Source organism: Microbacterium sp. MPR-TSA4 (assembly GCF_058792815.1).
This window is the reverse complement of record NZ_JBXAFF010000026.1, coordinates 1-24,227: the sequence shown is the minus strand read 5'-3', so window position 1 is coordinate 24,227 and position 24,227 is coordinate 1. Positions and strand designations below refer to the sequence as shown.

The window sequence follows — 24,227 nt, the reverse complement described above, 5'->3', positions numbered from 1 at the left end:
TGGGTCATCGACCCCGCAAGGGGCCGTGATCCACGGTTTCATCCCTGTGAATGCTCACGCAAATTGGACCTTTCGCCGCCGGCTCGCTATCGCGCGTGCGCGCGGGCCGGGCCGCGGGACGCGACGCTTGACGTCTTCGACGTTCTATGGTTACTTAGTCAAGTAATTAACCAAGAAACCGGATGCCGGGAGGTCCCGTGATCGACGAGGGACGCGCACTCTTCGTGCAGATCGCCGAGAACGTCGAGGACTCCATCGTGGACGGCAGCCTCGCCGAGGACTCGCGTGCGCCATCGACCAACGAGCTCGCGGCGTTCTACCGCATCAACCCGGCCACGGCCGCGAAAGGGGTGAACATGCTCGTCGAGAAAGGCGTCCTCGTGAAGCGGCGCGGCATCGGGATGTTCGTCGCGATCGGAGCGCGCGAGCAGCTGCGCCTCGAACGCAGGGCCGCGTTCGCCGCACGCTTCATCCAGCCACTGCTGGCCGAGGCGCGCACGCTCGGCCTCACCCCGGACGAGCTCGCCACCCTCGTCCGCGAACAGGCCGCCGCACGGCCGACCTCCGCCGCCCACCCGTCCGCACCAGCCCCGACCGCCCCGTTCCCGGAAGGAGACGCACGATGACCGTCGTCGACGTGACCGATCTCGTCAAGCGCTACAAGGACACCACCGCCCTCGACCGCGTCTCGCTCGCCCTCGAGGAGAACGTCATCTACGGCCTGCTCGGACGCAACGGCGCCGGCAAGACCACGCTGATGTCGATCCTCACCGCGCAGAACTTCGCCACCTCCGGCGACGTGCGCGTGTTCGGGGAGAGCCCCTACGAGAATGCCCGGGTGCTCACCCGCGTCTGCTTCGTGCGGGAGAGCCAGCGCTACCCCGACGACGCCCGACCGGGCCACGCGTTCCGCATGGCGCGCATGTTCTTCCCCCACTGGAACCAGGAGCTCGCGGACGACCTCGTGCGCGCGTTCCAACTGCCGATGAAGACACGGATCAAGAAGCTCTCCCGCGGACAGCTGTCGGCCGTCGGCGTGATCATCGGCCTGGCCTCGCGCGCCGAGCTGACCTTCTTCGACGAGCCCTATCTCGGGCTGGATGCCGTCGCCCGGCAGATCTTCTACGACCGCCTCCTCGCCGACTACGTGGAGCACCCGCGCACGATCGTGCTCTCCAGCCACCTCATCGATGAGGTCGCCGACCTCATCGAGCGGGTCATCGTCATCGACCGCGGCCGCATCCTGCTGGACGAGGAGACCGACGCCGTGCGCGGGCGGGCCGCGACGATCGTCGGCGACGCCGACGCGGTGGCCGCCTTCACCGCGGGCCGCGAGGTGCTCCACCGGGAGAGCCTCGGGCGCGTCACCAGCGTCACGGTGCTCGGCGCACTCGATGCCGACGACCGGGCGCGCCTGGCGGCATCCGGCCTCGAAGCGGGTCCGGTGTCGCTGCAGCAGCTGATCGTCCGCCTCACCCAGCACCAGGCCGAGAACGCCGCCGCCGAAGGAGCACTCCGATGAACCGTGTCGTCACCGTCGCCCGCATGCAGTTCGTCAACAAGTACACGTTCGTGTGGCTGCCGCTGATCATCCTCGGCGCCACGCTCGTGCTCTCCATCGCGATCTTCGCGATGATCCCGTACGGCGGCGCGAAGTACGGCGGCGGAAGTCAGGCGCCGATCTGGTACTTCTTCGGCCTGGGCATCATGTCGCTGAGCTACACCTTCCCGTTCTCGCAGGCGCTGAGCATCACCCGGCGGGAGTTCTTCTTCGGCACCATGCTGGCCGCCCTCGTGACCGCGGCGATGCTCGGCCTCGTCTTCGCCGTCGGCGGCGCCGTCGAACGGGCCACGGGCGGCTGGGGGGTGAACGGCTACTTCTTCTCGCTCGACTGGATCTGGACGGCGGGCGCGATCGGCGCCGGCGTGTTCTTCGGCGTCACGGCGATGCTGCTGTTCATCCTGGGGTTCTGGGGAGCCACGATCTACCGGCGGTACGGCGCCCTCGGCCTCACGGTGGCCCTCGTCACGGTCGGCCTGCTGCTGGTCGCCGCGCTGTGGCTCGTCGCCCGCCTGGAGGCCTGGGCCGCGGTCGGCGCCTGGCTCACCGCGCTGGGGCCGATGGGCCTCACCGGCGTGCTGGCGGTCGCGGGGGTCGCGGTGGGGGCGGTGTCGTTCGCGACTCTCCGCCGCGCCATCCCCTGAGCCGTCGGGCCGCGACGCCGGGCGGCGTCAGTCTGCGGCGCCCGCCGCCGTGTGATGGCGGATGACCTCCGCGACGACGAAGTTGAACCACTTCTCCGCGAACTCGGGGTCGAGGTCGGCGTCGAGCGCGAGGCGGCGCAGACGCGCGATCTGCTGCTCTTCGCGGGCGGGGTCGGATGCCGGCATCCGGTGCTCCGCTTTGAGCACACCGACCTGCTGCGTGGAGCGGAAGCGCTCGGCCAGCAGGAAGATGAGTGCGGCGTCGATGTTGTCGATGCTGGCACGCAGGCGCTGCAGGTGCGCGGCGGCGTCGGTCATGTGCTCCCTTTCGTCTCCGCCGACCTTACCGGCTCCGCCGCCGCGCAGCCTTAGAGTGTGACCATGGCAGTAGGCACCGACGAGCCCGGCAAGCGTTCACTTCTGCGGCGCGCGAAGACGCAGACGACGCCCGACGTCGACGAGGGCGGCCGGCCGCCGGTCGCGTCCTCGGCGGAGTCCGGCACGCCGCCGGTGGCACGATCCGGACGGCAGGTCTGGACCACGATCAACCGCCCCTTCGTCGCCGGCTTCTTCCTCACGTTCGGCGGGTTGGTCGCGATCCTCCTCGGCCTCGCCGTCAGCAGCCTCGTGACCGTCTGGATCTACGTCGCCTTCGCCCTGTTCGTGGCGCTCGGCCTCAATCCCGTCGTGCAGCGTCTGCAGCGTCACGGCGTCGCGCGCGCCTGGGCGATCGTCATCGTCTACTTCGCCTTCGCGGTCCTGATCACCGCGGTGGTGTGGCTGATCGTCCCGACGGTCGTCCGCCAGATCAGCCAGTTCATCACCGACCTGCCGACGCTCGTCTCGTCGTTCCAGCAGACGGAGCTGTACGCCTGGGTGCGCGAGCAGTTCGGCGACCAGGTGCCGGTGATCCTCTCCGAGGTGCAGAGGTTCCTGACCGATCCGGGGCACATCGCGGCCATCGGCGGCGGCGTGCTGCAGATCGGCATCTCGATCGGCACGACCCTCTCCGGCATCATCATCATCGTCGTGCTGAGCCTGTACTTCCTGGCCTCGCTGCCCGAGATCAAGCAGGCGTTCTACCGCATGGTCCCCGCGCGCAGCCGCGAGCTGGCGGCGGATCTCACCGAGCAGATCACCGAGTCCGTCGGCGGGTACCTGGGCGGGATGGTCGTGCTCGCGTTCTTCAACGCGGTGGTCAGCTTCATCCTCTACACGGTGCTCGGACTGCCGTTCCCCGCCCTCATGGCGGTCGTGGCGTTCTGCCTGACGATCATCCCGCTGGTCGGAACGGTGCTCTTCTGGGGCATCGCCTCGATCGTCGCCCTGTTCGCCAGCCCGCTGTCCGCGCTGATCTTCGCCCTCGCCTACCTCGTGTACATGCAGCTCGAGGCATACGTGCTGACGCCGAAGGTCATGAACAAGGCGATCGCGGTCCCCGGGGCGCTCGTCGTCATCGGCGCGCTCGTCGGCGGCACGCTGATGGGCCTGCTCGGCGCTCTGGTCGCGATCCCCGTGACGGCGTCGATCCTGCTCATCATCAAGAAGGTCTTCATCCCGAAACAGGATGCCGCCATCTGAGGCCCCTGTAATTCTGAAGCCCCTGTAATTGCTGGGCTTATTTTAAGTCCTTGACAAAGTAGACGTCGGCTCGCGATGCTGACCAGCGACGGAACCAGTGGGTGTTCCGCGCTGATCAAGGAGGATCGTGAAACGACATGTTCTCGCCGCGCTGGTCACAGCCGCGGCCGTGGCGGCGACCGCCGTCCTACCCGTGACGGCGGCGCACGCCGCCGCCCTCACCTCCGCCGACTTCCTCAAAGCCAGCGGCAACGTGCTGAAGAAGTCCTCGGGCACGGGCGCCGCCGTGAACCTCCGGGGCACGAACATCGGTGGATGGCTCACCCAGGAGGACTGGATGTCGCCGCTGGGCGAGTTCGCCGCCGACCGCACCGGCTGGACCGCGACGGCCTCGGCGGGGACCCCCGCGAACGCGCTGGACGGATCGGGCACGAGCCGATGGACGACCGGAGCGAACCAAGCCGGCGGCGAGTGGATCCGCCTCGACCTGGGGGCGTCCACCCTCTTCAACCGGCTCACGATCGACAACACGGCCAATGGCGGCCAGTGGCCTCGGGCGCTCACCGTCGAGACCTCGTCGAACGGCTCGACGTGGACGAGCGTGGCGAACCAGCCCGGAGCGGACGGTCTCACCACGGTGAAGTTCAGCCCGCAGGTGGCGCGGTACGTGAGGGTCACGCAGACCGGCACCGCCGCGGCGCCGTGGTCGGTCGGTGAGATCAACCTCTACAGCGACCCGGTGCTGTTCAACGGCACGCACACGGCCACCGCGACCTCCAGCGCCCCCGGCTCGAACGCCCAGATGACGCTCGACGGCAACGTCTCCACCGTGTGGCAGAGCGGCGCCCCGCAGGCGCCCGGACAGTCCCTGACGGTCGACCTCGGCCGCAACGTCGACATGGACAAGGTGCTGTTCGACGCCGGCGCGGCCACGGCGAACGACTATCCCCGGGTGTACGACGTGTTCACGTCGTACGACAACGCGAGCTGGACGAAGGTGGCGAGCGGCTACGGCGCGAACCGCGTCGTGCAGGCCGACTTCCAGGGCACCAAGAACGGCCGCTACCTGCGGATCACGTCCAACGGCACCTCGTCGCAGTGGTGGTCGGTCGCGGAGATCGCGATCTCGAGCGGGACCTCGCTCGACCGCGGCGGGTGGGCCGTCACCTCGTCGGTGGGCGCCTCCCCCGCGAACATGCTCGACGGCACCACCTCGACACGGTGGAGCACCGGCGCCGCGCAGGCACCGGGACAGTCGGTGACGGTGGACATGGGCGCGCTCATCACCCTCAACAACGTCACGACCGACACGGCCAAGAACACCACCGACGAGGACGACTGGCCGCGCGGCTACACGCTCCAGCTGTCGCGAGACGGGTCGAGCTGGAGCACCGTGGCCACCGGCGCGGGAACCAAGAAGGCCTCGACGATCGGGTTCACGGCGCAGGCGGCGCGCTACTTCCGGCTCACCCAGACCGCAAGCGCGGGCAACTGGTGGTCGATCGGCGAGCTCACCGCCGGTCTCTACAACGACGACTACTCGCTGACCAACACGATGACCGCGCGCTTCGGCGCCACCACCACGGCCTCCGTCGTCGGCACGCACCAGGACACCTGGTTCACGGCGAACGACCTCGACGCGATCCAGGCCACGGGGATGAACTTCATCCGCGTGCCGATCGGGTGGAACGTGTTCCTGAACCTCGACGGCACCTGGAAGTCCAACCCCTGGTCGAAGATCGACTGGGTCGTGAACGAGGCGGCATCCCGCGGGATCTACGTGCTCATCGACCTGCACACGGTTCCCGGCGGCGGCTGCCCGTGGGGCTCCTGCGGTCGCATCGGCCCGAATCCCAACGGGTTCTGGGGCAGCGCCACGTATCAGAACTGGGTGGAGGACATCTGGAAGAAGATCGCGACGCGCTACAACGGCAACCCCGCTGTCGCCGGCTACGACCTCATCAACGAGCCGCTGATCGACTACAACGAAGACAGCGACGACGTGGCCCAGAAGAGCGACTACTACAACCGGCTGTACACCGCGGTGCGCGCCATCGATGCGGATCACGCGATCTTCCTCGGCGCGTTCTTCGGCCCGGACAAGCTGGCGTCGCCGTCGACCTACGGGTGGACGAACGTCGTCTACGAGTACCACCCGTACGACATGCCGAACTCGAAGGACTGGTCGGCGCAGAACCAGCTCGTGACGAACGAGCTGGGCGGACTGGCCGCGAAGCTGTCGAATCCCGGCGTGCCCATCCTCTACGGCGAATACTCGCTGTACTACAACGACGACGTCTGGGCGCGGTTCATGGCGGGCCTGAACGCCTCGCAGGTGTCGTGGTCGAACTGGTCGTACAAGGTCAAGGGATCGGCGGAGGACGGCTTCGCGTACTGGGGCATGTACTACGACGATCGCAAGCCGGTGCCGGTCATCAACAGTGACGACGCGGCGACCTACCAGTCGAAGCTGTCGCAGTTCGGCACGGCCAACTTCACGCAGAACGCGCGCTTCGTCGCCACCATCGCGAAGTACGCCGGCGGCCTGTCGAGCTTCGCCCCGGTCGCCGTGAGCCACTCGGGCTGGACGGCGACGGCATCCACGACCGCGGCCGGCAGCACAGCCGGCGCGGGGATCGACGGTGCGAACGGCACCTCGTGGAAGAGCGGTCAGGCCATGGCCGGCGGGGAGTGGTACCGCATCGACATGGGTGCGACCCGCACGGTCGCGATGGTGACGGTGCAGACCGACAGCGGATCGACGTGGGACTACCCGCGCGGGTTCACCGTCGAGACCTCGCTCGACGGGTCGACGTGGTCGACGGCCGCGACCGGCATCGCGTACGGCTGGAAACGCCCGATCTCGATCGCACCGACGAGCGCCCGCTACATCCGGATCACGCAGACCGGAGTCGCGCCGCAGTGGTGGTCGATCGACGAGGTGACGGTGTACTCGTCCTACTGAGCACGATCGGCGCAGGGGGTCGCGATGGCTGCGGCCCCCTGCGTCGTGCGCGGCGGATCTCCTCTTGCCGCCAGATCCGACATGCCTTAATCTAAGGCTTAGAGAAAGGACGAAGGAGTCTCTTCCCCGTCCTCTCGCCGCCGAGTCCCGACTCGGCACCGCACCTCCTGCACCCCGAAAGGACATCTCGATGAAGAGAATGCGCTGGCTCGCTCTGGGCACCGCCGCCCTGACCGCAGCCACCCTCGCCGGATGCTCGTCATCCGCACCCGGCGACGGCGGCACCACCACCACGGAGCTGACCGTCTGGGTCATGGGCGACAGCTCCGCCCACTTCGACGCGCTCGTGAAGCCGTTCGAAGACAAGACGGGCATCGACGTGAAGACCGTCGCCATCCCGTGGGACAGCGTCGACCAGAAGTTCACGACGGCGGTCGCCTCGGGCGACGGGCCGGACGTGCTGCAGATCGGGCTCTCCAAGCTGCGCACCTACGCCGACAGCGGGGCGCTGCTCACCCTCGACGAGGCGACCCTCTCCGGCCACGAGAACCTCGCGGCATCCCGCTTCGTCGACGGGGTCGCCGGAGACGCGACCGCGATCGGCGGAAAGGTCGTGTCGGTGCCGTGGGTGTCGGACACCCGCGTGCTGTTCTACCGCAGCGACATCCTCGAGGCGGCGGGCATCAGCACCCCGCCCGCCACCTGGGACCAGCTGCGCGCCGACGCGAAGACCCTGGCCGGTCGTGGCGACGGATCGTACGGGTACTACATCCCCCAGTGGGACAGCGCCCTCCCGGTCATCATGACGTGGGATCAGGGCGGCGACATCGTCGACGGCCAGGGGAAGATCGACTTCGACACCCCCGCCTTCGGCAAGGCCGTGGACCTGTACACCGGGCTGTACGCCGACAAGAGCGTGCCGACGAACAGCGACTTCGACCAGACGCAGGGCTTCATCACGGGAAGCACGCCCATGCTCGTCAGCGGCCCCTACCTCGCGGCCGCCATCTCGCAGTCGGCGCCGGAGCTGGCCGGCAAGTGGAACGTCACCACCGTGCCCTCGGGGGCGACGGACACGTCGCTGCTCGCCGGCTCGAACCTCGGCGTCTGGGGCTCCACGAAGAACAAGGACGGCGCGCTCCAGCTGCTCGACTACCTGTCGCAGCCCGACGTGCAGGTGAGCTGGTACCAGTCCGACGGCCAGCTGCCGACCGTGAAGGCGGCGCTCACCGACAGCGCGCTGACCAGCGATCCGATGGTCTCCGTCTACACGAAGCAGCTCGCGTCCTCGCGCCTGCTTCCGCTCGTGCCGAACTGGGACGGCGAGACGGGGAAGGCGCTGCTCGACGCGCTGAACTCGATCGTGCTCACCGGGGCGAACCGCGATGAGGCGCTGACGACGCTGTTCACCACCACCGCCGGGACCCCCGGCCCTGAGGCCATGAAGAACCGCATCGTCCCCTATACGTTCATCGCTCCGGCGATGCTCCTGCTCATCGTCTTCGGCATCCTGCCGATCGCCGTGGCGCTCCTCGTGAGCTTCACCGATATGAACCTCGCCGGTCTCGGCAACTGGTCGCGCATCCAGTTCATCGGCGCCGACAACTACACCGCGCTGTTCGCCGACCCCGACTTCTGGCAGGCCCTCGGAAACACGGCCCTCTTCGCGGTCGTCGGCGTGCCGAGCGTGATCGTGCTGTCCTTGGCGATCGCGCTCGCGCTCAACCGGTCGCAGGGGCGCTTCTTCCGCGCCCTGCGCTCGTTCTACTTCGTGCCCGCCATCACCGCGATCGTGGCCGTCGCCCTCGTCTGGGGCTACCTCTACAACACGCAGTTCGGGCTCTTCAACTATCTGCTCTCGCTCGTCGGCCTGCCCCCGGTCCCCTGGCTCTCCGATCCCACCGTGGTGAAGTTCTCCGTCGGGCTCGTCGCCGTCTGGCGCGGCCTGGGGCTGAACGTGATCATCTTCCTCGCCGCCCTGCAGGGCGTGCCGAAGGAGTACCTGGAGGCGGCGGCGATCGACGGCGCGTCCGGGCTGCGACGCATCTTCTCGATCGTCCTCCCGCTGCTGCGCTTCGCCATCTTCTTCGTCACGATCACCACCGTCATCGCCTGGCTGCAGTTCTTCGACGAGCCCTTCGTGCTCACCAAGGGCGGCCCGCTCGGCTCCTCGACCTCCATCGCGCTCTTCCTCTACCAGAAGGGCTTCTCGTCGAGCCAGTTCGGCTACGCGAGTGCGGGCTCGGTCGTCCTGGTCGCCATCATCGCGACCATCACCATCGTCCAGCTGCGTCTGAGGAGGTCCGATGTCGACCACTGAGCTCGTCACCCGCGGCGGCCGCCGCCTCGCCTCGCATCCGTCCGCGTCGCGCGTCGGGCGCCCGGGACGGCGCCGCGGACGCACCGGCACCATCGTGATCGGCGCGCTGCTGGCCGTCGGCGCGCTGATCACCGCGTTCCCGTTCCTGTGGATGATCTTCGCCTCCGTGAAGCCGCGCAGCGAGTCCGTCGCGTTCCCCCCGCAGCTGCTGCCGCGCAATCCGACGCTCGAGTACTTCATCCAGCTCTTCACCGAGCTGGACTTCGGGCGCTACCTCCTGAACACCCTGCTCATCGTCGTCATCTGCATGGTCGGTCTGCTGCTCATGGCGGCGGCCGGCTACGGCTTCGCCAAGTTCGACTTCCCCGGCAGGGATGCCCTGTTCTTCCTCGTGCTGGTCACGATGATGATCCCGGGTCAGGTCACGATGATCCCGAGCTACCTCATCCTCAACGGGATGAAACTCACCAACACACTCATCGGCATCGCGATGCCGATGCTGGTGTCGGGCTTCGCCGTGTTCCTCTTCCGTCAGTTCATGGCCACGATCCCGACGGAGATCCTCGAGGCGGCGCGGATGGACGGCGCGGGCGAATGGCGTATCTTCTTCCGGATCATCCTGCCCATGTCGGGACCGATCCTCGCCGTCCAGGTTGTCCTCACCTTCATCGCCGGGTGGAACAGCTTCCTCTGGCCGCTGATCATCGCCAACGACCAGGGCCTGTACACGCTCTCGGTGGGCATCTCGCTGCTCAATCAGCAGATCTCCACCAACCCGTCGCTGCAGATGGCGGCCTCGACGCTGATGGTCGTGCCCATCCTCATCGTCTTCGTCGTCTTCCAGCGCTACGTCGTCCAAGGGTTCGCCCTGTCCGGCCTGAAATGAGGCCCCGCCCGTGAGGAACACCATGACCCCGCCCCCTCGCTCCCGCGGCTTCGTCCGCGCCGTCGGCACCGAGCTCGTCGATGACGACGGACCCCTGCTCCTTCGCGGTGTGGGCCTCGGCAACTGGCTGCTCGCGGAAGGGTACATGTGGCGCTTCGGCGACGAGCTGGCCTCTCCGCGTCAGATCGAAGCGCGGATCGCCGCTCTCGTGGGGCCGGTGCGGGCGGCCGAGTTCTGGCGCCGGTTCCGCGACGAGTTCGTCACCGAGAAGGACTTCGCCCTCATCGCGGCGCAGGGCTTCGATCACGTCCGCCTGCCGATCAACGCGCGCGGCGTGATCGCCGATGACGGGAGCTTCCGTGAGGACGGCTTCACACTGATCGCCCGGGCGGTCGAGTGGGCCGAGCGCCACGGACTGCGGGTACTGATCGATCTGCACGGCGCTCCCGGCGGGCAGACCGGAACGAACATCGACGATTCGCCGCACGGCATCCCGGAACTGTTCATGGCGGAGCACTACCGCGCGCAGACGGTGGCGCTATGGCGCGAGATCGCCCGCCGCTTCCGCGACAGCGAGACCGTGCTCGGCTACGACCTGCTCAACGAGCCCCTCCCGAACGAATGGCAGCACCGCTATCAGGACGACCTGGTCTCCCTCTACCGCGAGCTCACCGCGGCGATCCGCGAGATCGACCCGCACCACCTGCTCATGTACGAAGGCAGCCATTGGGCGACCAACCCCGAGCCCGTGCGGATGCGCTACGACGACAACCAGGCCGTGCAGTTCCACCGGTACTGGTGCGCGCCCGACGAGACGAGCATCGCCGACTTCCTGCAGCTGCGCCGCGAGTCGGGCCTGCCGATCTACATGGGCGAGGGCGGCGAGAACACGCCCGGCTGGGTCTACGCGGCGACGCGGCTCTACGAACGCCACGGCATCGGCTGGAACTTCTGGCCCTGGAAGAAGCTCGACACGCTCACCTCCCCCCTCTCGGCGCGGGTGCCGGAGGGGTGGGAGTTGATCGCCGACCCGACGGCGACGCTCGACCCCGACCGCGCGTGGCGCATACTGGAGGAGTATCTCGCCGCCGTCGCGGTGGAGCGCTGCGAGGTGCGCACCCCGGTGCTCGATGCCCTCTTCGCGCGCCCCGACCTGCAGCTTCCCGCCTGGACGGGACGCAGCGGATCGGGCGAGACCTCGATCGCCCGGTTCACCGCCGCCCCCGTCCCGGAGGGGATCTGGCATCACACCGCGGGGGCCGCCTACCGCAGCGACGAGTACGTGCCGGTGGAGGTCACCGCCGACACCCCCCTCTCCTTCGGGTTCTCCACGCGCCCGGCATCCTGGCACGTCGACGCCGACGACCCCCGGGCCGTCTCGGCGCGTTGGGACGACGGGCGCCTCCAACTCACCGCCACCCGGCCCGTGCTGGTGCGACGACTCGAGGTGCGCACATGACGGGCTATCGTCGAACCATGAGTGCACAGGCCCGGGGGGCCGGCTCCCCGGCGCGCGCCTCCGCGACCGTCACGACACTGCGTCAGCAGAACCGGGCGGCCGCGCTGCGCTTCGTGCTCCAGCAGGGCGAGACGACGCGCGCGGACCTCGCCCGGCGATGCGGCTTCTCGGCGGCATCCGCCGCGAACATCACGTCCGAGCTGATCGACGACGGACTGCTCGCGGAAGTGGGATCCGTCTCCTCGCGGGGCGGACGGCCCATCTCGCTCATCGCCCCGCGCGCCGAGGGCGCCTACGCGATCGGTGTGGATGTTGGCGAGCGCGGGGTGGCGGTCGAGCTCTTCGACCTGTCGCTCACGATGGTCGACCGCGAGTTCCGCGGCGGCCGCCACGATGAGACTCCCGACGGCATCCACCGCGATCTCGTCGAAGCCGTCGCCGCCCTGCGCGCGCGCAACCAGGAGCGGTGGCCGCGCGTGCTCGGCATCGGGCTGGGCCTGCCCGGCGTCGTGGAGACCGGACCGGACGGTGCCCAGGTGCTCTACGCCCAGAGCCTCGGGTGGGAGCCCTGGCCCCTCCCGCGCGACCTCGATGCAGACCTGCCGGTCTTCGCCGAGAACGGCGCGAAGACGCAGGCCCGGGCCGAGCTCTGGTACGGCGCCGCCCGCGGCATCGACCATGCCGTCGTCGCCCTCCTCGGGCGCGGCGTCGGACTCGGCGTGATCACCGACGGGTCTCTCGCGCACGGGGCGTTCAGCAGCGCGGGCGAGTGGGGTCACACGAAGATCAACGTCGGCGGTGCGCGCTGCCGCTGCGGGCAGAACGGTTGCGTCGAGGCCTACCTGGGCGCCGATGCGATCCTGCACGCGTGGCAGGCGCGCGGCGGCTCGTTCGACGGGTCGGGATGGCAGGCGGTCGGCGCGCTCCTCACCGCGGCGGACGGCGACGCGGATGCGCGCGCCGTCGTCGACGACGTCGTCGAGGCGCTCGGTGCGGCGCTCGGCAGCGTCGTCAACCTCACCAATCCGGAACGCGTCGTCGTCGGCGGATGGGTCGGGATGCGGCTGATGGAGCACCGGTCGGCGCAGATCGCCGACGCCGTGCGGCGCAACTGCCTGCACCGCCTCGGGATGCAGTTCGAACTCGTGCCGGCGACGTTCGGCGGCGACACCGTCGCACTCGGCTCGGCGCTCATGCCCATCACCGCGCTGATCGACACGCCGCGCAGCGAGCTCTTCGCGGTCTAGTCCCCGCCCGCGCATCCGCCTGTTCTGGGCAGACGGCCTGCGCTGAGCACGCGGGGGCCGGGCGACGAGGTCAGGATGCCGGGAGCACGCAGGTCGGCGACGGGGCGTCGACGCGGCGGCGGGCGCGGCCGGGCACGCCGGTGCGCTCGTCGAGCGCCAGCGCCACCACCTCGTGGGAGAGCTGACCGGCGACCAGCACCGTGTCGCGCACGACCACGTGGTGGCGGGGCCCCTCGACGCCCGCGTCCACCAGGGCGACCGGACGCAGCTCGGCCCCATCCCCGCGCACCTCGAGCACCGCCAGCGTGTTCGAGCCGCGGAGACCGGCGTAGACGTAGCGACCGTCGCGCGAGAAGGCGAGCTCCGCGGCGGCATCCCCGGGGAGCGCGGCCGGCGACAACGGCACGCCGGCCACGACACGCCACTGTCCGTTCGGGTCGGGCGCCAGGGCGTAGAGCTCGGTGGACAGCTCGGTCACGACGAACAGGTGCCCCGACGGATGCCATCGGCTGTGGCGCGGTCCGGTTCCGCGCGGAAGCACGACATCGCGCGAGCCCTGCCCGCCGTCGCCGTGCCAGAACCGCACGAGGTCGAACCCGAGATCGGTCGTCGCGACGGTGTTCCGCGGAAGGAAGCGGACGTGGTGGGCGCGCGACGGGCGGGGAGGCGTCGCCGATATGCCGCCGAGGGCATACGGGTCTTCGGCGGCGGCCAGATCGGCCGCCGCGACGGGTCGGCCCTCGCCGTCGAGGCGGATCCGCACCAGCCGACCGTCACCCCAGCAGGCGGCGAACACGGCGTCGCCCGACGGGGCGACCGCGACATGGCACACCGCCTCTCCCGCCGCGACCGGCTCACCGAGCGGGGCGAACGACTCGTCGCCGATCCGCCGGAACGCCTGCACGAGACCCCGATGCTCCAGCGCCGCGTAGAGGACGGGCAACGTCGGATGCCACGTGATCCACGACGGCGAGTCGGCGCGCACCGCGGGCGCCGCGCGCCGCGACAGCTCCCCACCGGCGGAGGCATCGTCGGGATCGCCCGCGAGGAGCACCCCGATGCCCTCGGCCGCGCCACCCCCGTCGGCGGTGTAGCCCCCGAGGAGGAAACGCACGTCAGTCGACGAGGTCGTGGCGCACGATGACCGCGTCGCGGGCGGGGCCCACGCCGATCACCGAGATGCGGGTACCGCTCATGGCCTCGAGCGCGAGCACGTACTCCTGCGCCTGCACCGGCAGGTCGTCGAAGGTCCGCGCCCCCGAGATGTCGTCCTTCCAGCCGGGGAAGAACTCGAGGATCGGCGTCGCGTGGTGGAAGTCGCTCTGGTTGACCGGCACCTCGTCGAACCGCTCGCCGTCGACGTCGTAGGCGACACACACGGGGATCTCGTCGAGACCCGTGAGGATGTCGAGCTTGGTGAGCACGAGGTCGGTGATGCCGTTGATGCGGGTGGCGTACCGGGTGATCGGGGCGTCGTACCAGCCCACCCGCCGCGGGCGGCCCGTGGTCGTGCCGAACTCGAAGCCGCGCTTGCGCAGCCACTCGCCCTGCTCGTCGAACAGCTCGGTCGGGAAGGGGCCCGAGCCGACGCGCGTCGTGTACGCCTTCACGATGCCGACGATGCGGTCGAGGCGGTTCGGTCCCACGCCGGAGCCGGTGGACGCGCCGCCCGCCGTCGCCGACGACGACGTCACGAAGGGGTAGGTGCCGTGGTCGACGTCGAGCATGGTGGCCTGGCCACCCTCGAAGACGACGACGTCGCCGGCATCCAGGGCGCGGCTGAGCAGCAGCCCGGTGTCGCACACCATGGGGCGCAGGCGCTCGACGTAGGAGAGGAGGTCGTCGACGATCTCGTCGACCGTGATGGCCCGGCGGTTGAAGACCTTCACCAGCAGGTGGTTCTTCTGGTCGAGGGCACCCTCGACCTTCTGGCGCAGGATGTTCTCGTCGAACAGGTCTTGGATGCGGATGCCGACGCGGTTGATCTTGTCGGCGTAGGTCGGGCCGATGCCGCGACCCGTGGTGCCGATCATGCGCTTGCCGAGGAAGCGCTCGGTGACCTTGTCGAGCGTGCGGTGGTACTGGGTGATGACGTGCGCGTTCGCGCTGATCTTCAGGCGCGAGGTGTCGAGGCCGCGCGCGTTGAGCGCCTCGAGCTCGGCGAAGAGCACCTCGAGGTCGACGACGACGCCGTTGCCGATGACGGCGTTGACGCCGGGCGAGAGGATGCCGGAGGGCAGCAGGTGCAGCGCGTACTTCTCGTCGCCGATGACGACGGTGTGACCCGCGTTGTTGCCGCCGTTGAACTTGACGACCCAGTCGGTGCGGTCGCCGAGGAGATCGGTGGCCTTCCCCTTGCCCTCGTCACCCCACTGGACGCCGACGATGACGATTCCTGGCATGGACAGCTCCCCCGTTTTCGGCCTTCTGGCGCACATCGGACGGTTGCACCGGGAATGCCGGTACACCCCATCCTATCGAGCACCCTCGACACCGCCCCGCCGCGGTCGGGCGGTGCGCACCTGGCGTACGCACCGCCCGGTCGGCGGATCAGACCTCGCGGCGACGGCGACGGGTCAGCAGGGCGATGCCCGCGAGCACGCCGCCCACGCCCAGGCCCGAGAGCGCGACGATGATCGCCGAGCTGCCGCCCGTGGCCGGCAGCGGCTTGTCGAAGCGGTTGTCGACCGCGACGGCGATCGTCGTGTCCTTGCCGATGGTCAGGGATGCCGGGTTCTTCGCCGGGGCGCCGTCGACGGTCACCGTGACCTGCGTGGCGTCACCGGTGCGCGACTCGGTGAGCACGCACTCGGCATCCGTCGGCAGGTCGGTGTAGACCACCGGCGTTCCGACGACGAGGTCGCGGACCGCTCCCCCGGGGATCGGCAGGTCGGCCCCGTACCAGGTGCAGACGAGCGTCACGCCGAACGTGTCGCCGCTGTGCGCGGCGGAGGCGGTGCCGGAGACCGTCTTGGTGACCGAGATCTGGCCGGCCGTGAACGTGTTGGCGATCGTCATCAGCTGCGGCGTCTCCCCGCCGACCAGCTCGATGGTCGCCGAGGTCCCCGTGACGGGATCGGCGTCGTCGACCGTGATGGTCGTCGCGTCGGCGTGGCCGGTGACGGTCTCGGTGACCTCGCACGTCGCCCCCACGGGGAGGTCGGCGTAGGTCGCGCGGTAGTCGTTGTCGGCCGTCAGCTGACGCTCCGACCCGCCCGGGACCTCGAGCGCGGTGACGGTGCCGTCGACGACGTAGGTGCAGACCGCGTCGACCGTGAACGGACCTGCCGCACCCGGGTTGAGCAGATTGCCCTCGCGCTCCTTGACGACGTCGAACGAGGCGAGGTCGAAGCGGTTGGTGGCCGTGACGGTCACGTCTCCGATGCCCGCGGGGTCGGTCGCGGCGACGATGGTGACCTTCCCGTCGGCGGGGTCGAGGGTCGCCTCGGTCGCACCGCCGGTGGTCAGCTCCGTCACGTCGCAGAGCGTGCCCGCCGGGTAGACCCCGAAGCTCTGGGTGTCGCCGCCGCGCAGCGAGAAGCGCTGATCGAGCAGCGTCTGGCCCTGGTAGACGCAGACCGCGGAGAAGTCGAACGCGCCGGTGCCGTACAGGTCGGCACCCGCCCCGGTGACGTCCTTGGCGACGGTGAGGCGCCCGGCGTCGTAGCCGTTGGTCACGGTGACCTCTGCGGCATCCACGCCCGGGGTGACCGTCGCGGAGCCGTCACCGGCGTCGTCGACGTTCGTGCCCGTGATCACGATGTGATCGGCGAAGAAGTCGTCGGTCTCCGTCAGCGTGCAGCTCGCACGAGCGGGGATCCGGTCCGCCGGGGCGTTCCAGGTCTCGCCGGCCGCGAGGGTGAAGGTCAGCGTGGTGGTGCCCTGCTCGTCGAACACGACCGGGCTTCCCGTCGCGCTGGTGCACGACAGCGAGAAGGTGAACGGTCCGAACGCGCCCGACGTGGCCTCGGTCTGCACCTGCTTGGTGACCGACAGTCCGGTGAACTGGTAGTCGTTCGTGATCGCCGCGATCTGGGCGACGGGGATCTCCCCCTCGGTCCCGTCCTGCGGGGCGGCCTCGGTCACGGCGACCGTGGTCGGCGACCCGGTGCGCGACGTCTCGCCGAACGCGCCGACGTCGCCCTGCTCGGTGACGGTGCAGGTCGTGCCGGCCTCGCTCAGCGGGATGCCGTCGATGCGCGCCGCATAGTCACCGGCCGCGCTCAGGGTGACGGTGGATGCCGAGCCGAGGTCGAGCGGGACCCCACCGGCGGTGCAGACGACGTCGGCGAGGAAGCTCGTCGGCGCGTACCGCGAGGCGGGGCCGGTGATCTCCTTCGTCACGCCGATCGACCCGAAGCGCAGGTGGCTGCCGACGACGGCGGGCGCGATCTTGCGGAACGTGCTCTCGGTGGTCAGCTCGTACTTGACGCCGTACTGGTTCCACGCGAACTGGTCGGTGGCCGGGACGACGGCCGACGCCCCGTCGGGACGGTCGGCCGAAGCCAGCCGGTTGACGGTGGAGAAGGTGACGTCTGCGGCCTGACCCGGGGTGAGGGCCTTCGCCGTCGTCGTGCGGAAGTCGAGGTGCACGCGGATGCCGGTGACCTTCGTCCAGTCGGTGTCGGCGGACACCGCGGTCCACTGCTCGCCGCTCTGCTCGCACACGGGTGCGGTCGTCAGCGTCGACCAGGTGTTGACGCAGACATCCGGGCTGCTGGTGACCTCGACGGTCTGGGTGGTGCCCGCGGGCGCCGCGACCTTGAGCGAGTCCGCGACGAGCTCGGGGCGCAGCGTCGACCCACGGCCGGTGCCGGAGATCAGCAGCGTGTCGCCGGGCGTCGGGAGCTGGTCGAAGACCGTCATCTCGGCGACCGGGACGGTGCCGGCGTTGACGTTGTGCAGCACCCAGTCGTCGGTGCCGTCGACCTGGGAGTTGGCGACACAGGGGGCACGGAAGTACCCCTTGCCCTGCGCGACGAGGTTCTGCTGGCAGATCGCGTCGGCGACGCCGGGCTGGTAGGCGCCCGGGAGCGAGCCGACGACACCCTTGACGGTGTACAGGTTCGAGCCCGCGACGACGCCGACGTAGTCGGTGGTGCCGCACGTCGTCGGGTCGTTCGCGAACGCGCTGGTGGTCGAGCCGCCCGGCACCGTGTTGCGGCAGGCCGTCAGCTGTTCGGCGGTCTGGATCGTCATGGTGTTCGTGGCGCGCTCGCCCTGGGCGAGACCCGGCTGCAGCTCGAGGTAGAGGCGCACCTTGAAGACCTCGCCCGGCTTCATGCGGTCACCGTCCGACGGCCACGTGAACGTGACCGTGCGGCCGTCGGGGCTGAGGCCCAGGGTGACCTGGTCGGAGAGCAGACCATCGGCCTGCTTCGTGTAGATCGGCGCCGGCGTCGCGAGGAAGTTCAGCTCCGCGGGCAGCGTGTCGGTGAGCTGCGACACCGTGAGGTATCCCGTCCCGGTGTTCTGGAACGTCAGATCGAACGGCACGGGCGAGCCGACCGAGACGAGGCGGTCGCCGTTGTTGCTCAGCTTGTTCACCGCGATCTGGTGGGTGCCCTGGGTGAGCGTGACCTGCGCAGCGGCCTGCTTGCGGCCCGAGTCGTTGCCGTCGGTGCGGGTCGACTGGGATGTCTGCGTGTTCGTCACCGTGTGGTCGAACACGACCGGGCCGCTGGCGTCGCGGTACGTGTCGCGCACCACGACGGAGAACGCGGCCGAGGCCGACCAGTTCGCCGCGGGCAGGGTGGAGGAGAACAGTCCGCCGTCGGCGCGGGTGAAGGTGAACCGCAGGCCCTGGACGGCCCCGGCCTCGACACCGGCGGGCAGCGCGGCGGTCGCCGCCGGCGTTCCGAGCACCCACGCGGCACCCGTGTACGCGTCGACCTGCACGCGATCCGCGCCCGCCGGGAGCGTCACCGCGCCCAGCGCGACGAAGTCGAAGGTGTTCCAGAAGTCCGTGGCGTCGGCCTGGTCCTCGATGACGACGACGTTCGGCGACAGCGTGCTGCGCGGGTTGGAGCCCTGGTTGGCGCCGAGGGTCACGGTGACGGGCGTCGCCTTGGCCGGCTGCGCGATCGAGGAGGGGCTGATCGACTTCGTCGGGGTGATGTTGACGTCGCCGCCCGTGAGCACGACCTTCGCGTCGGCGACGTCGCCGGTCTTCGTCGTCGGGGACAGCACCGGGTCGTAGGACTGCGCGAACACGCGGTTCGCCACATCGACGGTCTTGCCGGCAGGGAGCACCTGGGCCGCGCCGCTCGAGCGCAGCGCCGGGCGGAGCCGACTGTCGATCGTCATCGTGAACCGGTTGTCCTGGTCGATCGTCCCCGTGCCGCCGGCGCTGACGCCGCGGAACGTGACGCTCACGCCGACGACGTCGGCGAGCTGGTCCGCCGTGAAGGCGTTGACCTCGGCGATCGTGTGCGACGTCGTGGTGTAGACGCCCCCCGCGTAGTGCAGGAGCCACACGGTCGAGCCGGCGGCGTCGATCTGGCCGGGGATGGTCGCCGCGATCGAGATCTTCGTCGCGGTGAAGCGGTCGAAGGGGCTCGGGGTCCCGGCATCCGTCAGGTAGTCGGTCTGACCCGACGTGTCGAACGGGTCGGCGAACGCGGCGCTCACGTCGGACTGGCAGCCGCCGAGTGCGGTCTGGCTGCAGGTCGCCGGGTCGGTGAGGCGGATCGCACTGGCCTTGGCGGTCGAGTCGTTGCGCGCCGTCATCGTCCACTGCGACGTCGGGTAATCCTGCGCAGGGGTGCCCTGCACCGGGGTGAAGATGGCCGACGTCGGGGATGCCGACTTGGTCACCTTGACGCCCGGGGGCTGGTTGATGATCTGGATCGTGTCGTCGTCGCGGTCGGTGACCACCGGGCCGCCGGCCAGCGGCAGCGACGAGATCTCCACCGTGTTGTCCACGACACCGGCGGTCGAGGTGTTCAGCAGGGAGGCCGCCGTGACCGGCGTGGCATCCGCGCGCGTGACATCGCGCAGCTGCCAGGTCAGGGCGAACTGACGCTGCACGCTGCCGGAGCCGACGCCCGAGCCCGGCGCGGGAGCGAACGGGTCGAAGGCGGGACCGGTCTGGCGCGCCGCCTCGCGCGCGGCGGTGTCGGCGGCGGTCTCGTCGAGGACGAGGCGAACGGCGGTCGTCTTGGCCGACTCGTCCGCGGTGAGGGTGTAGCCGACGAAGCCGCGGCCGGAGCTCATCCAGCTGCCGCCCGGAGCGGGCACCGTGTGCCAGCTGTTGTCGAAGAACAGCTCGACGGCGGTGACCGTGTCGTACTTGAGGTACCACCCGTTGCTGTACGGGTCGGAGCTGGCCGCGATCGGGCGCACCGCGACGAGGTCGAACGCGTCGAAGACGGTGGCCTTCGGGTTCGCCGCATCCGTCGCCGGGTCGGTGATCGTCACGGGAGCGTAGCCCGACGAGACGTGCCAGCCGAGCGTGGTGTCGGCCTGCTGGCCGGACTGGGCGTTGACGAAGTCACGGTTCCAGCGCTTCTGGATGTCGGGACCCGGTCCGGGCGGGTTGTCGTCGGTCTGGATCGTCCCCGGAGCCGTGTCGCGCGCGTCGTCCGTGAGCGGCTTGCCGCCGTCGCTCACGCCGTCGACCGTCGCGACGGCCGTGTTCGTGTAGGTGGTGGGACGGTCGGGACCGGGGGTCGTGGCGCCGCCGCTGCGACGCTCGCTCTGCGCCTCGAAAACGAGGTTCGGCGTCACGTTCGTGGTGTCGGAGAACCCGGCGTCGCTGTGGAACGTGAAGCGCACCCCCTCGACATCCGACGGAGCCAGCGGTGCCAGCGCGGCCGCGACCTGCGCGGCATCCATCTCGAAGACGAACGCCTGGGCCTGCGCGGGGGCGACCGCGAGGGTCACCCACGTACCGTCCGGACGCTTGACCTCGACGGTCAGGTCGGCCGTCGCGGGGACCTGAGTCGGCGCGATGGCGGTGAGGTCGAACGCGTTCCAGAAGGCGTTCTGCGAGCCGTCCCATGCGTCCTCGACGACGATGTCGTGGATCAGCGCGCCGTCGCCCGTCGCGTCGGCGGTGGTCTGGAGCGACGCGATCACGCTGTCACCGGGGCCGACGGGCGCCCCCGGACGCACCGTCTTGTCGATCGTGACCGACACCGACGGGTCGATGATGACGAGCGTGTCGCTGTCGGTGGCGTCGGCGGTCAGCCCGTTGGGTGCCGTGACGGTCGAGGTGACGCGGTTGGTGAGGGTGAGGCTCGGCGCCCCGCCCGTCGCGTTCTCGGTGGTGTCGATCTCGAACACCGCGGATGCCGGGGCGTCGGCCTGGATGAGCGTGCCGGTGTAGACGATCTCGAACCCGCTGATCGGGGCCGAGGGGGCCGACGGAACGGCACCGTCGGCGAAGGCGACGTCCTGCGTGCCGCCGGCGGCGAGGTGGTAGACGACGGTCGCGGAGGAGGCGCCGGCCGGCCAGACGGGGGCGGCGGTGAAGCCGCCGAACGCGATGTCGGCGGTGAAGAAGTCGAGGTCCGCGATGCGCAGCTCGGCCACGGGAACGTCGCCGTTCGTGGCGGAGAGGGTCGCCGCGGCCTTCTGGCCGGCGGTGATCTGTCCCGGCTCGATGTTCTTCGTGGTCTGCACCGTGGGCATCGACGGCGTGACCGTGTAGTTCGCGGTCGCGTCCTTCGTCGCGGAGCGGCCGTGCGCGGTCGCGGTGCCGGTCGCGACGTTGTCGACGCGGTGCTCGGCGTTGGAGAGATCGGCACCCGTGTCGCGCTGCGTCGCCCGCTGCGCGAGGCCGAGGTCGAAGCGCACCTCGTCGCCCGGCGCGATGGTTCCGTCGCACGTCAGGCGGATGCCGCCGACCTGCGCGTTCGTCACGCCGTCCGGGAGGGTCAGGGTCGCCGACGGCACGCCGGCGGTCCACGTCCAGGCGGTGCCGTCGAAGACGTACGCGTCCACCTGGACGGTCGTGCAGCTGGCCGGGACGGCGACGGCCTCGAAACCTGTGAAGTCGGTGATCGTGAACGGGTTGCTCGCGTCGAGCGTCGCGGCGCCCTCGGTGGCGGCCTTCGGCTCCTGGATGACCAGCTGGTCGACGTTGACGTTGGAGGCGTTGGAGATCTTGAGCGCGATGTCGGAGTGGGCGCCGGGCTCGAACGACTGGCGGGACGGGGTCCAGGTCTTCAGGTCGTCGACGCCGATGTTCTCGGGGACGTCGATGTTGATCGTCGCGGAGCTGTCGACCGGGTTGGCGTTGGTCGCGGTGACGGCGGCGGTGTTGACGATGTCGCCGCTCTCGCCGGCGGGGTAGTCGTCGGGCACCCGCAGGCTCACGAGCATCGAGAACGTCGTGCCTGCCGACATGCCGACCCCCACCGGGGTGTCGGTGGTCTCGGTCAGATCGACCGTGACCTTGGTGTCGGCGGCGACCTTCGCCGGAGGCGTGGCGCTGCCGCCCGTCCAGGTGGCCGTGTAGGGCGTGGTGTCGGGGGTGAACCGCACGGCCTCGATGTCGAAGCCGACCAGTCCGGCCGGGAAGGCGTCGGTCAGCTGCGTGTCGAGGCAGTCCTGCTCGGAGCAGGTCACCTTGACGGTGTAGGTGAAGGTCTCACCCGGCTGCGGCGTGGGCTTGTCGACGCTCTTGTCGATCTGCAGGTAGTCGCCCGGACCGGCGGCGGCGACCGCGGCGGGGGCGACGGTGCCCACCACGCCCCCGATCGCCAGGAGAACGACCATGAGCCCCGCCAACAGCGGATGCTTCGCGGACACGACGGAAGAGCGCGCAGCGCGCATGCCAACTACCCCCAAGGTAGAGCGCCCCTGCAACCGACCCCACGTCGGTGGCCCCGATCCCACATCGGAGAGCGCACGTTGCCGACTACTATAGGACACCGGCGCCGTTTCCCGTCAACACGGCGACCCCCCGGACGACCCCCCGGCTGGCCTCTCGGGCCGACCAGTCCGACAGCCCCGCGACGGGGCGGCCCGCTCCAGCCCGCCCCCGTCGCAGCGGCATCGGCGGCGCTCAGTAGACTGAGGTTCCATGTCGAAGGTCCTTCAGTCCCTGCCCGTCGGCGAGCGCGTCGGCATCGCCTTCTCGGGGGGTCTCGATACCTCCGTCGCCGTCGCGTGGATGCGCGACAAGGGTGCCGTCCCCTATACCTACACCGGCGACCTCGGCCAGTACGACGAGGACGACATCGCCTCGATCCCCGGTCGCGCGCTGCAGTACGGCGCCGAGCAGTCGCGACTCATCGACTGCAAGCCGCTCATGGTCGAGGAGGGTCTGGTGGCCCTCGCCTGCGGCGCCTTCCACATCCGCTCGGGCGGACGCACCTACTTCAACACGACGCCGATCGGCCGCGCCGTCACCGGCACGCTCCTCGTGCGCGCCATGAAGGAGGACGGCGTCGACATCTGGGGCGACGGCTCGACCTACAAGGGCAACGACATCGAGCGCTTCTACCGCTACGGACTGCTCGCCAACCCCGCGCTGCGCATCTACAAGCCCTGGCTGGACGCCGATTTCGTCACGGAGCTCGGCGGGCGCAAGGAGATGAGCGAGTGGCTCGTCGCCCATGACTTCCCGTACCGCGACTCGGTCGAGAAGGCCTACTCCACCGACGCCAACATCTGGGGCGCGACGCACGAGGCGAAGACCCTCGAGCACCTCGACGTCTCGCTCGAGGTCGTCGACCCGATCATGGGCGTGCGCTTCTGGGACCCGTCCGTGGAGATCGCGACCGAAGACGTGGCGATCACGTTCGAGGCGGGCCGCCCCGTCGCCATCAACGGCGTCGAGTTCACGGATGCAGTGGCTCTCGTCCGGGAGGCGAACGCCATCGGCGGTCGCCACGGCCTGGGCATGAGCGACCAGATCGAGAACCGCATCATCGAGGCGAAGTCCCGCGGCGTCTACGAGGCGCCGGGCATGGCGCTGCTGTTCATCGCCTACGAGCGGCTGATCAACGGCATCCTCAACGAGGACACGCTGGCGACCTACCACGAGCAGGGCCGCCGCCTCGGCCGTCTCATGTACGAGGGGCGCTGGCTCGAGCCGCAGTCGTTCATGCTGCGCGAGTCGATCCAGCGCTGGGTGGGCTCGGCGATCAGCGGCACGGTCACGCTGCGCCTGCGCCGCGGCGAGGACTACACGATCCTCGACACGGTCTCGCCGAACCTCTCCTACGCCCCCGAGAAGCTCTCGATGGAGCGCGTCGGCGACGCCGCCTTCGGCCCCACCGACCGCATCGGTCAGCTCACCATGCGCAACCTCGACATCGCCGACTCGCGTGCACGCCTCGAGCAGTACGCCGGGCTGGGCCTCATCGGCGGCGCCACCGCCGAGCTCGTCGGCGAGCTGTCCTCCGGCGAGTCCGCGGGGATCACCGGCCACGCCGCACCGTTCGACGCCGCGCGCGAGCAGCTGGCCGAAGCCCTCGACGAGGCCTCGGAGTCGGCGTCCTTCGACTTCGGCGCCGACTGAGCGCACGCTCACGGCGTTTCGACTCGGCGCTGCGCGCCTCGCTCAACGACCGGCATGCCCCACCCGCACCCCCCGGTCGTTGAGCGAGCAC

Annotated in this window: 14 protein-coding genes; 10 read left to right on the top strand and 4 right to left on the bottom strand. The window is 69.9% G+C overall.

Annotation, left to right across the window (positions count from 1 at the left end; genetic code table 11):
• Positions 1 to 197 precede the first annotated feature (197 nt).
• The 3 genes from AC1Q49_RS11280 to AC1Q49_RS11270 are packed head-to-tail and all read left to right on the top strand — an operon-like array spanning position 198 to position 2,205.
• Positions 198 to 626, top strand: coding sequence for a GntR family transcriptional regulator (locus AC1Q49_RS11280; RefSeq protein ID WP_492492245.1), 429 nt, complete (start codon positions 198 to 200; stop codon positions 624 to 626).
• Positions 623 to 1,522, top strand: coding sequence for an ABC transporter ATP-binding protein (locus tag AC1Q49_RS11275; RefSeq protein WP_060959653.1), 900 nt, complete (start codon positions 623 to 625; stop codon positions 1,520 to 1,522). The genes AC1Q49_RS11280 and AC1Q49_RS11275 overlap by 4 nt, the downstream gene beginning before the upstream one ends.
• Positions 1,519 to 2,205, top strand: coding sequence for a hypothetical protein (locus tag AC1Q49_RS11270; RefSeq protein WP_492492221.1), 687 nt, complete (start codon positions 1,519 to 1,521; stop codon positions 2,203 to 2,205). Before AC1Q49_RS11275 ends, AC1Q49_RS11270 begins: the two co-directional genes overlap by 4 nt.
• 27 nt (positions 2,206 to 2,232) lie before the next feature.
• On the opposite strand, the gene AC1Q49_RS11265 is transcribed toward AC1Q49_RS11270, so the two are convergent.
• Positions 2,233 to 2,523, bottom strand: a complete 291-nt coding sequence (locus tag AC1Q49_RS11265; protein ID WP_060959651.1) for a chorismate mutase — start codon at positions 2,521 to 2,523, stop codon at positions 2,233 to 2,235.
• A gap of 63 nt (positions 2,524 to 2,586) precedes the next feature.
• Between AC1Q49_RS11265 and AC1Q49_RS11260 the strand changes: the two genes are divergently transcribed.
• The 6 genes from AC1Q49_RS11260 to AC1Q49_RS11235 all read left to right on the top strand — a co-directional run bounded on the left by AC1Q49_RS11260 (position 2,587) and on the right by AC1Q49_RS11235 (position 12,663).
• Positions 2,587 to 3,786 carry an AI-2E family transporter gene (locus tag AC1Q49_RS11260; RefSeq protein ID WP_205281883.1) on the top strand — a complete coding sequence of 400 codons (1,200 nt, stop codon included), beginning with the start codon at positions 2,587 to 2,589 and terminating at the stop codon, positions 3,784 to 3,786.
• 127 nt (positions 3,787 to 3,913) lie between these two features.
• Positions 3,914 to 6,751: a discoidin domain-containing protein gene (locus AC1Q49_RS11255; protein ID WP_492492218.1), complete on the top strand. Its 2,838-nt coding sequence runs from the start codon at positions 3,914 to 3,916 to the stop codon at positions 6,749 to 6,751.
• Positions 6,752 to 6,941: 190 nt separating this feature from the next.
• Entirely contained in the window at positions 6,942 to 9,071 is a 2,130-nt protein-coding gene (locus AC1Q49_RS11250; protein WP_492492216.1) for an extracellular solute-binding protein, read from the top strand.
• A complete protein-coding gene (locus AC1Q49_RS11245) occupies positions 9,058 to 9,957 on the top strand; it encodes a carbohydrate ABC transporter permease (RefSeq protein ID WP_492492214.1) in 900 nt (299 codons plus the stop codon). Before AC1Q49_RS11250 ends, AC1Q49_RS11245 begins: the two co-directional genes overlap by 14 nt.
• A 22-nt stretch (positions 9,958 to 9,979) precedes the next feature.
• Complete coding sequence (locus AC1Q49_RS11240; RefSeq protein WP_492492212.1) at positions 9,980 to 11,416, top strand: glycoside hydrolase family 5 protein; 1,437 nt, start codon at positions 9,980 to 9,982, stop codon at positions 11,414 to 11,416.
• A 17-nt stretch (positions 11,417 to 11,433) separates the two neighbouring features.
• Positions 11,434 to 12,663 (top strand): ROK family transcriptional regulator, encoded by a 1,230-nt coding sequence (locus AC1Q49_RS11235; protein ID WP_060959644.1) that lies wholly within the window; start codon positions 11,434 to 11,436, stop codon positions 12,661 to 12,663.
• Positions 12,664 to 12,733: 70 nt separating this feature from the next.
• Here the strand turns inward: AC1Q49_RS11235 and AC1Q49_RS11230 are convergent, their stop codons facing one another.
• From AC1Q49_RS11230 to AC1Q49_RS11220, 3 genes are all read right to left on the bottom strand, one after another.
• Positions 12,734 to 13,777, bottom strand: a complete 1,044-nt coding sequence (locus AC1Q49_RS11230; protein ID WP_492492210.1) for a lactonase family protein — start codon at positions 13,775 to 13,777, stop codon at positions 12,734 to 12,736.
• Between the two features lies 1 nt (position 13,778).
• The gene (locus tag AC1Q49_RS11225; protein ID WP_060959642.1) at positions 13,779 to 15,065 is read right to left on the bottom strand and encodes an adenylosuccinate synthase; all 1,287 of its coding nucleotides are present in this window, start codon (positions 15,063 to 15,065) and stop codon (positions 13,779 to 13,781) included.
• A gap of 148 nt (positions 15,066 to 15,213) precedes the next feature.
• On the bottom strand, positions 15,214 to 22,386 hold the full coding sequence (locus AC1Q49_RS11220; RefSeq protein ID WP_492492207.1) for a DUF5979 domain-containing protein: 7,173 nt from the start codon (positions 22,384 to 22,386) through the stop codon (positions 15,214 to 15,216).
• 307 nt (positions 22,387 to 22,693) lie between these two features.
• Here AC1Q49_RS11220 and argG point away from each other — a divergent pair, with 307 nt between their 5' ends.
• Entirely contained in the window at positions 22,694 to 24,136 is a 1,443-nt protein-coding gene (argG, locus tag AC1Q49_RS11215) for an argininosuccinate synthase (protein WP_061782382.1), read from the top strand.
• The last annotated feature ends 91 nt before the right edge of the window (positions 24,137 to 24,227 follow it).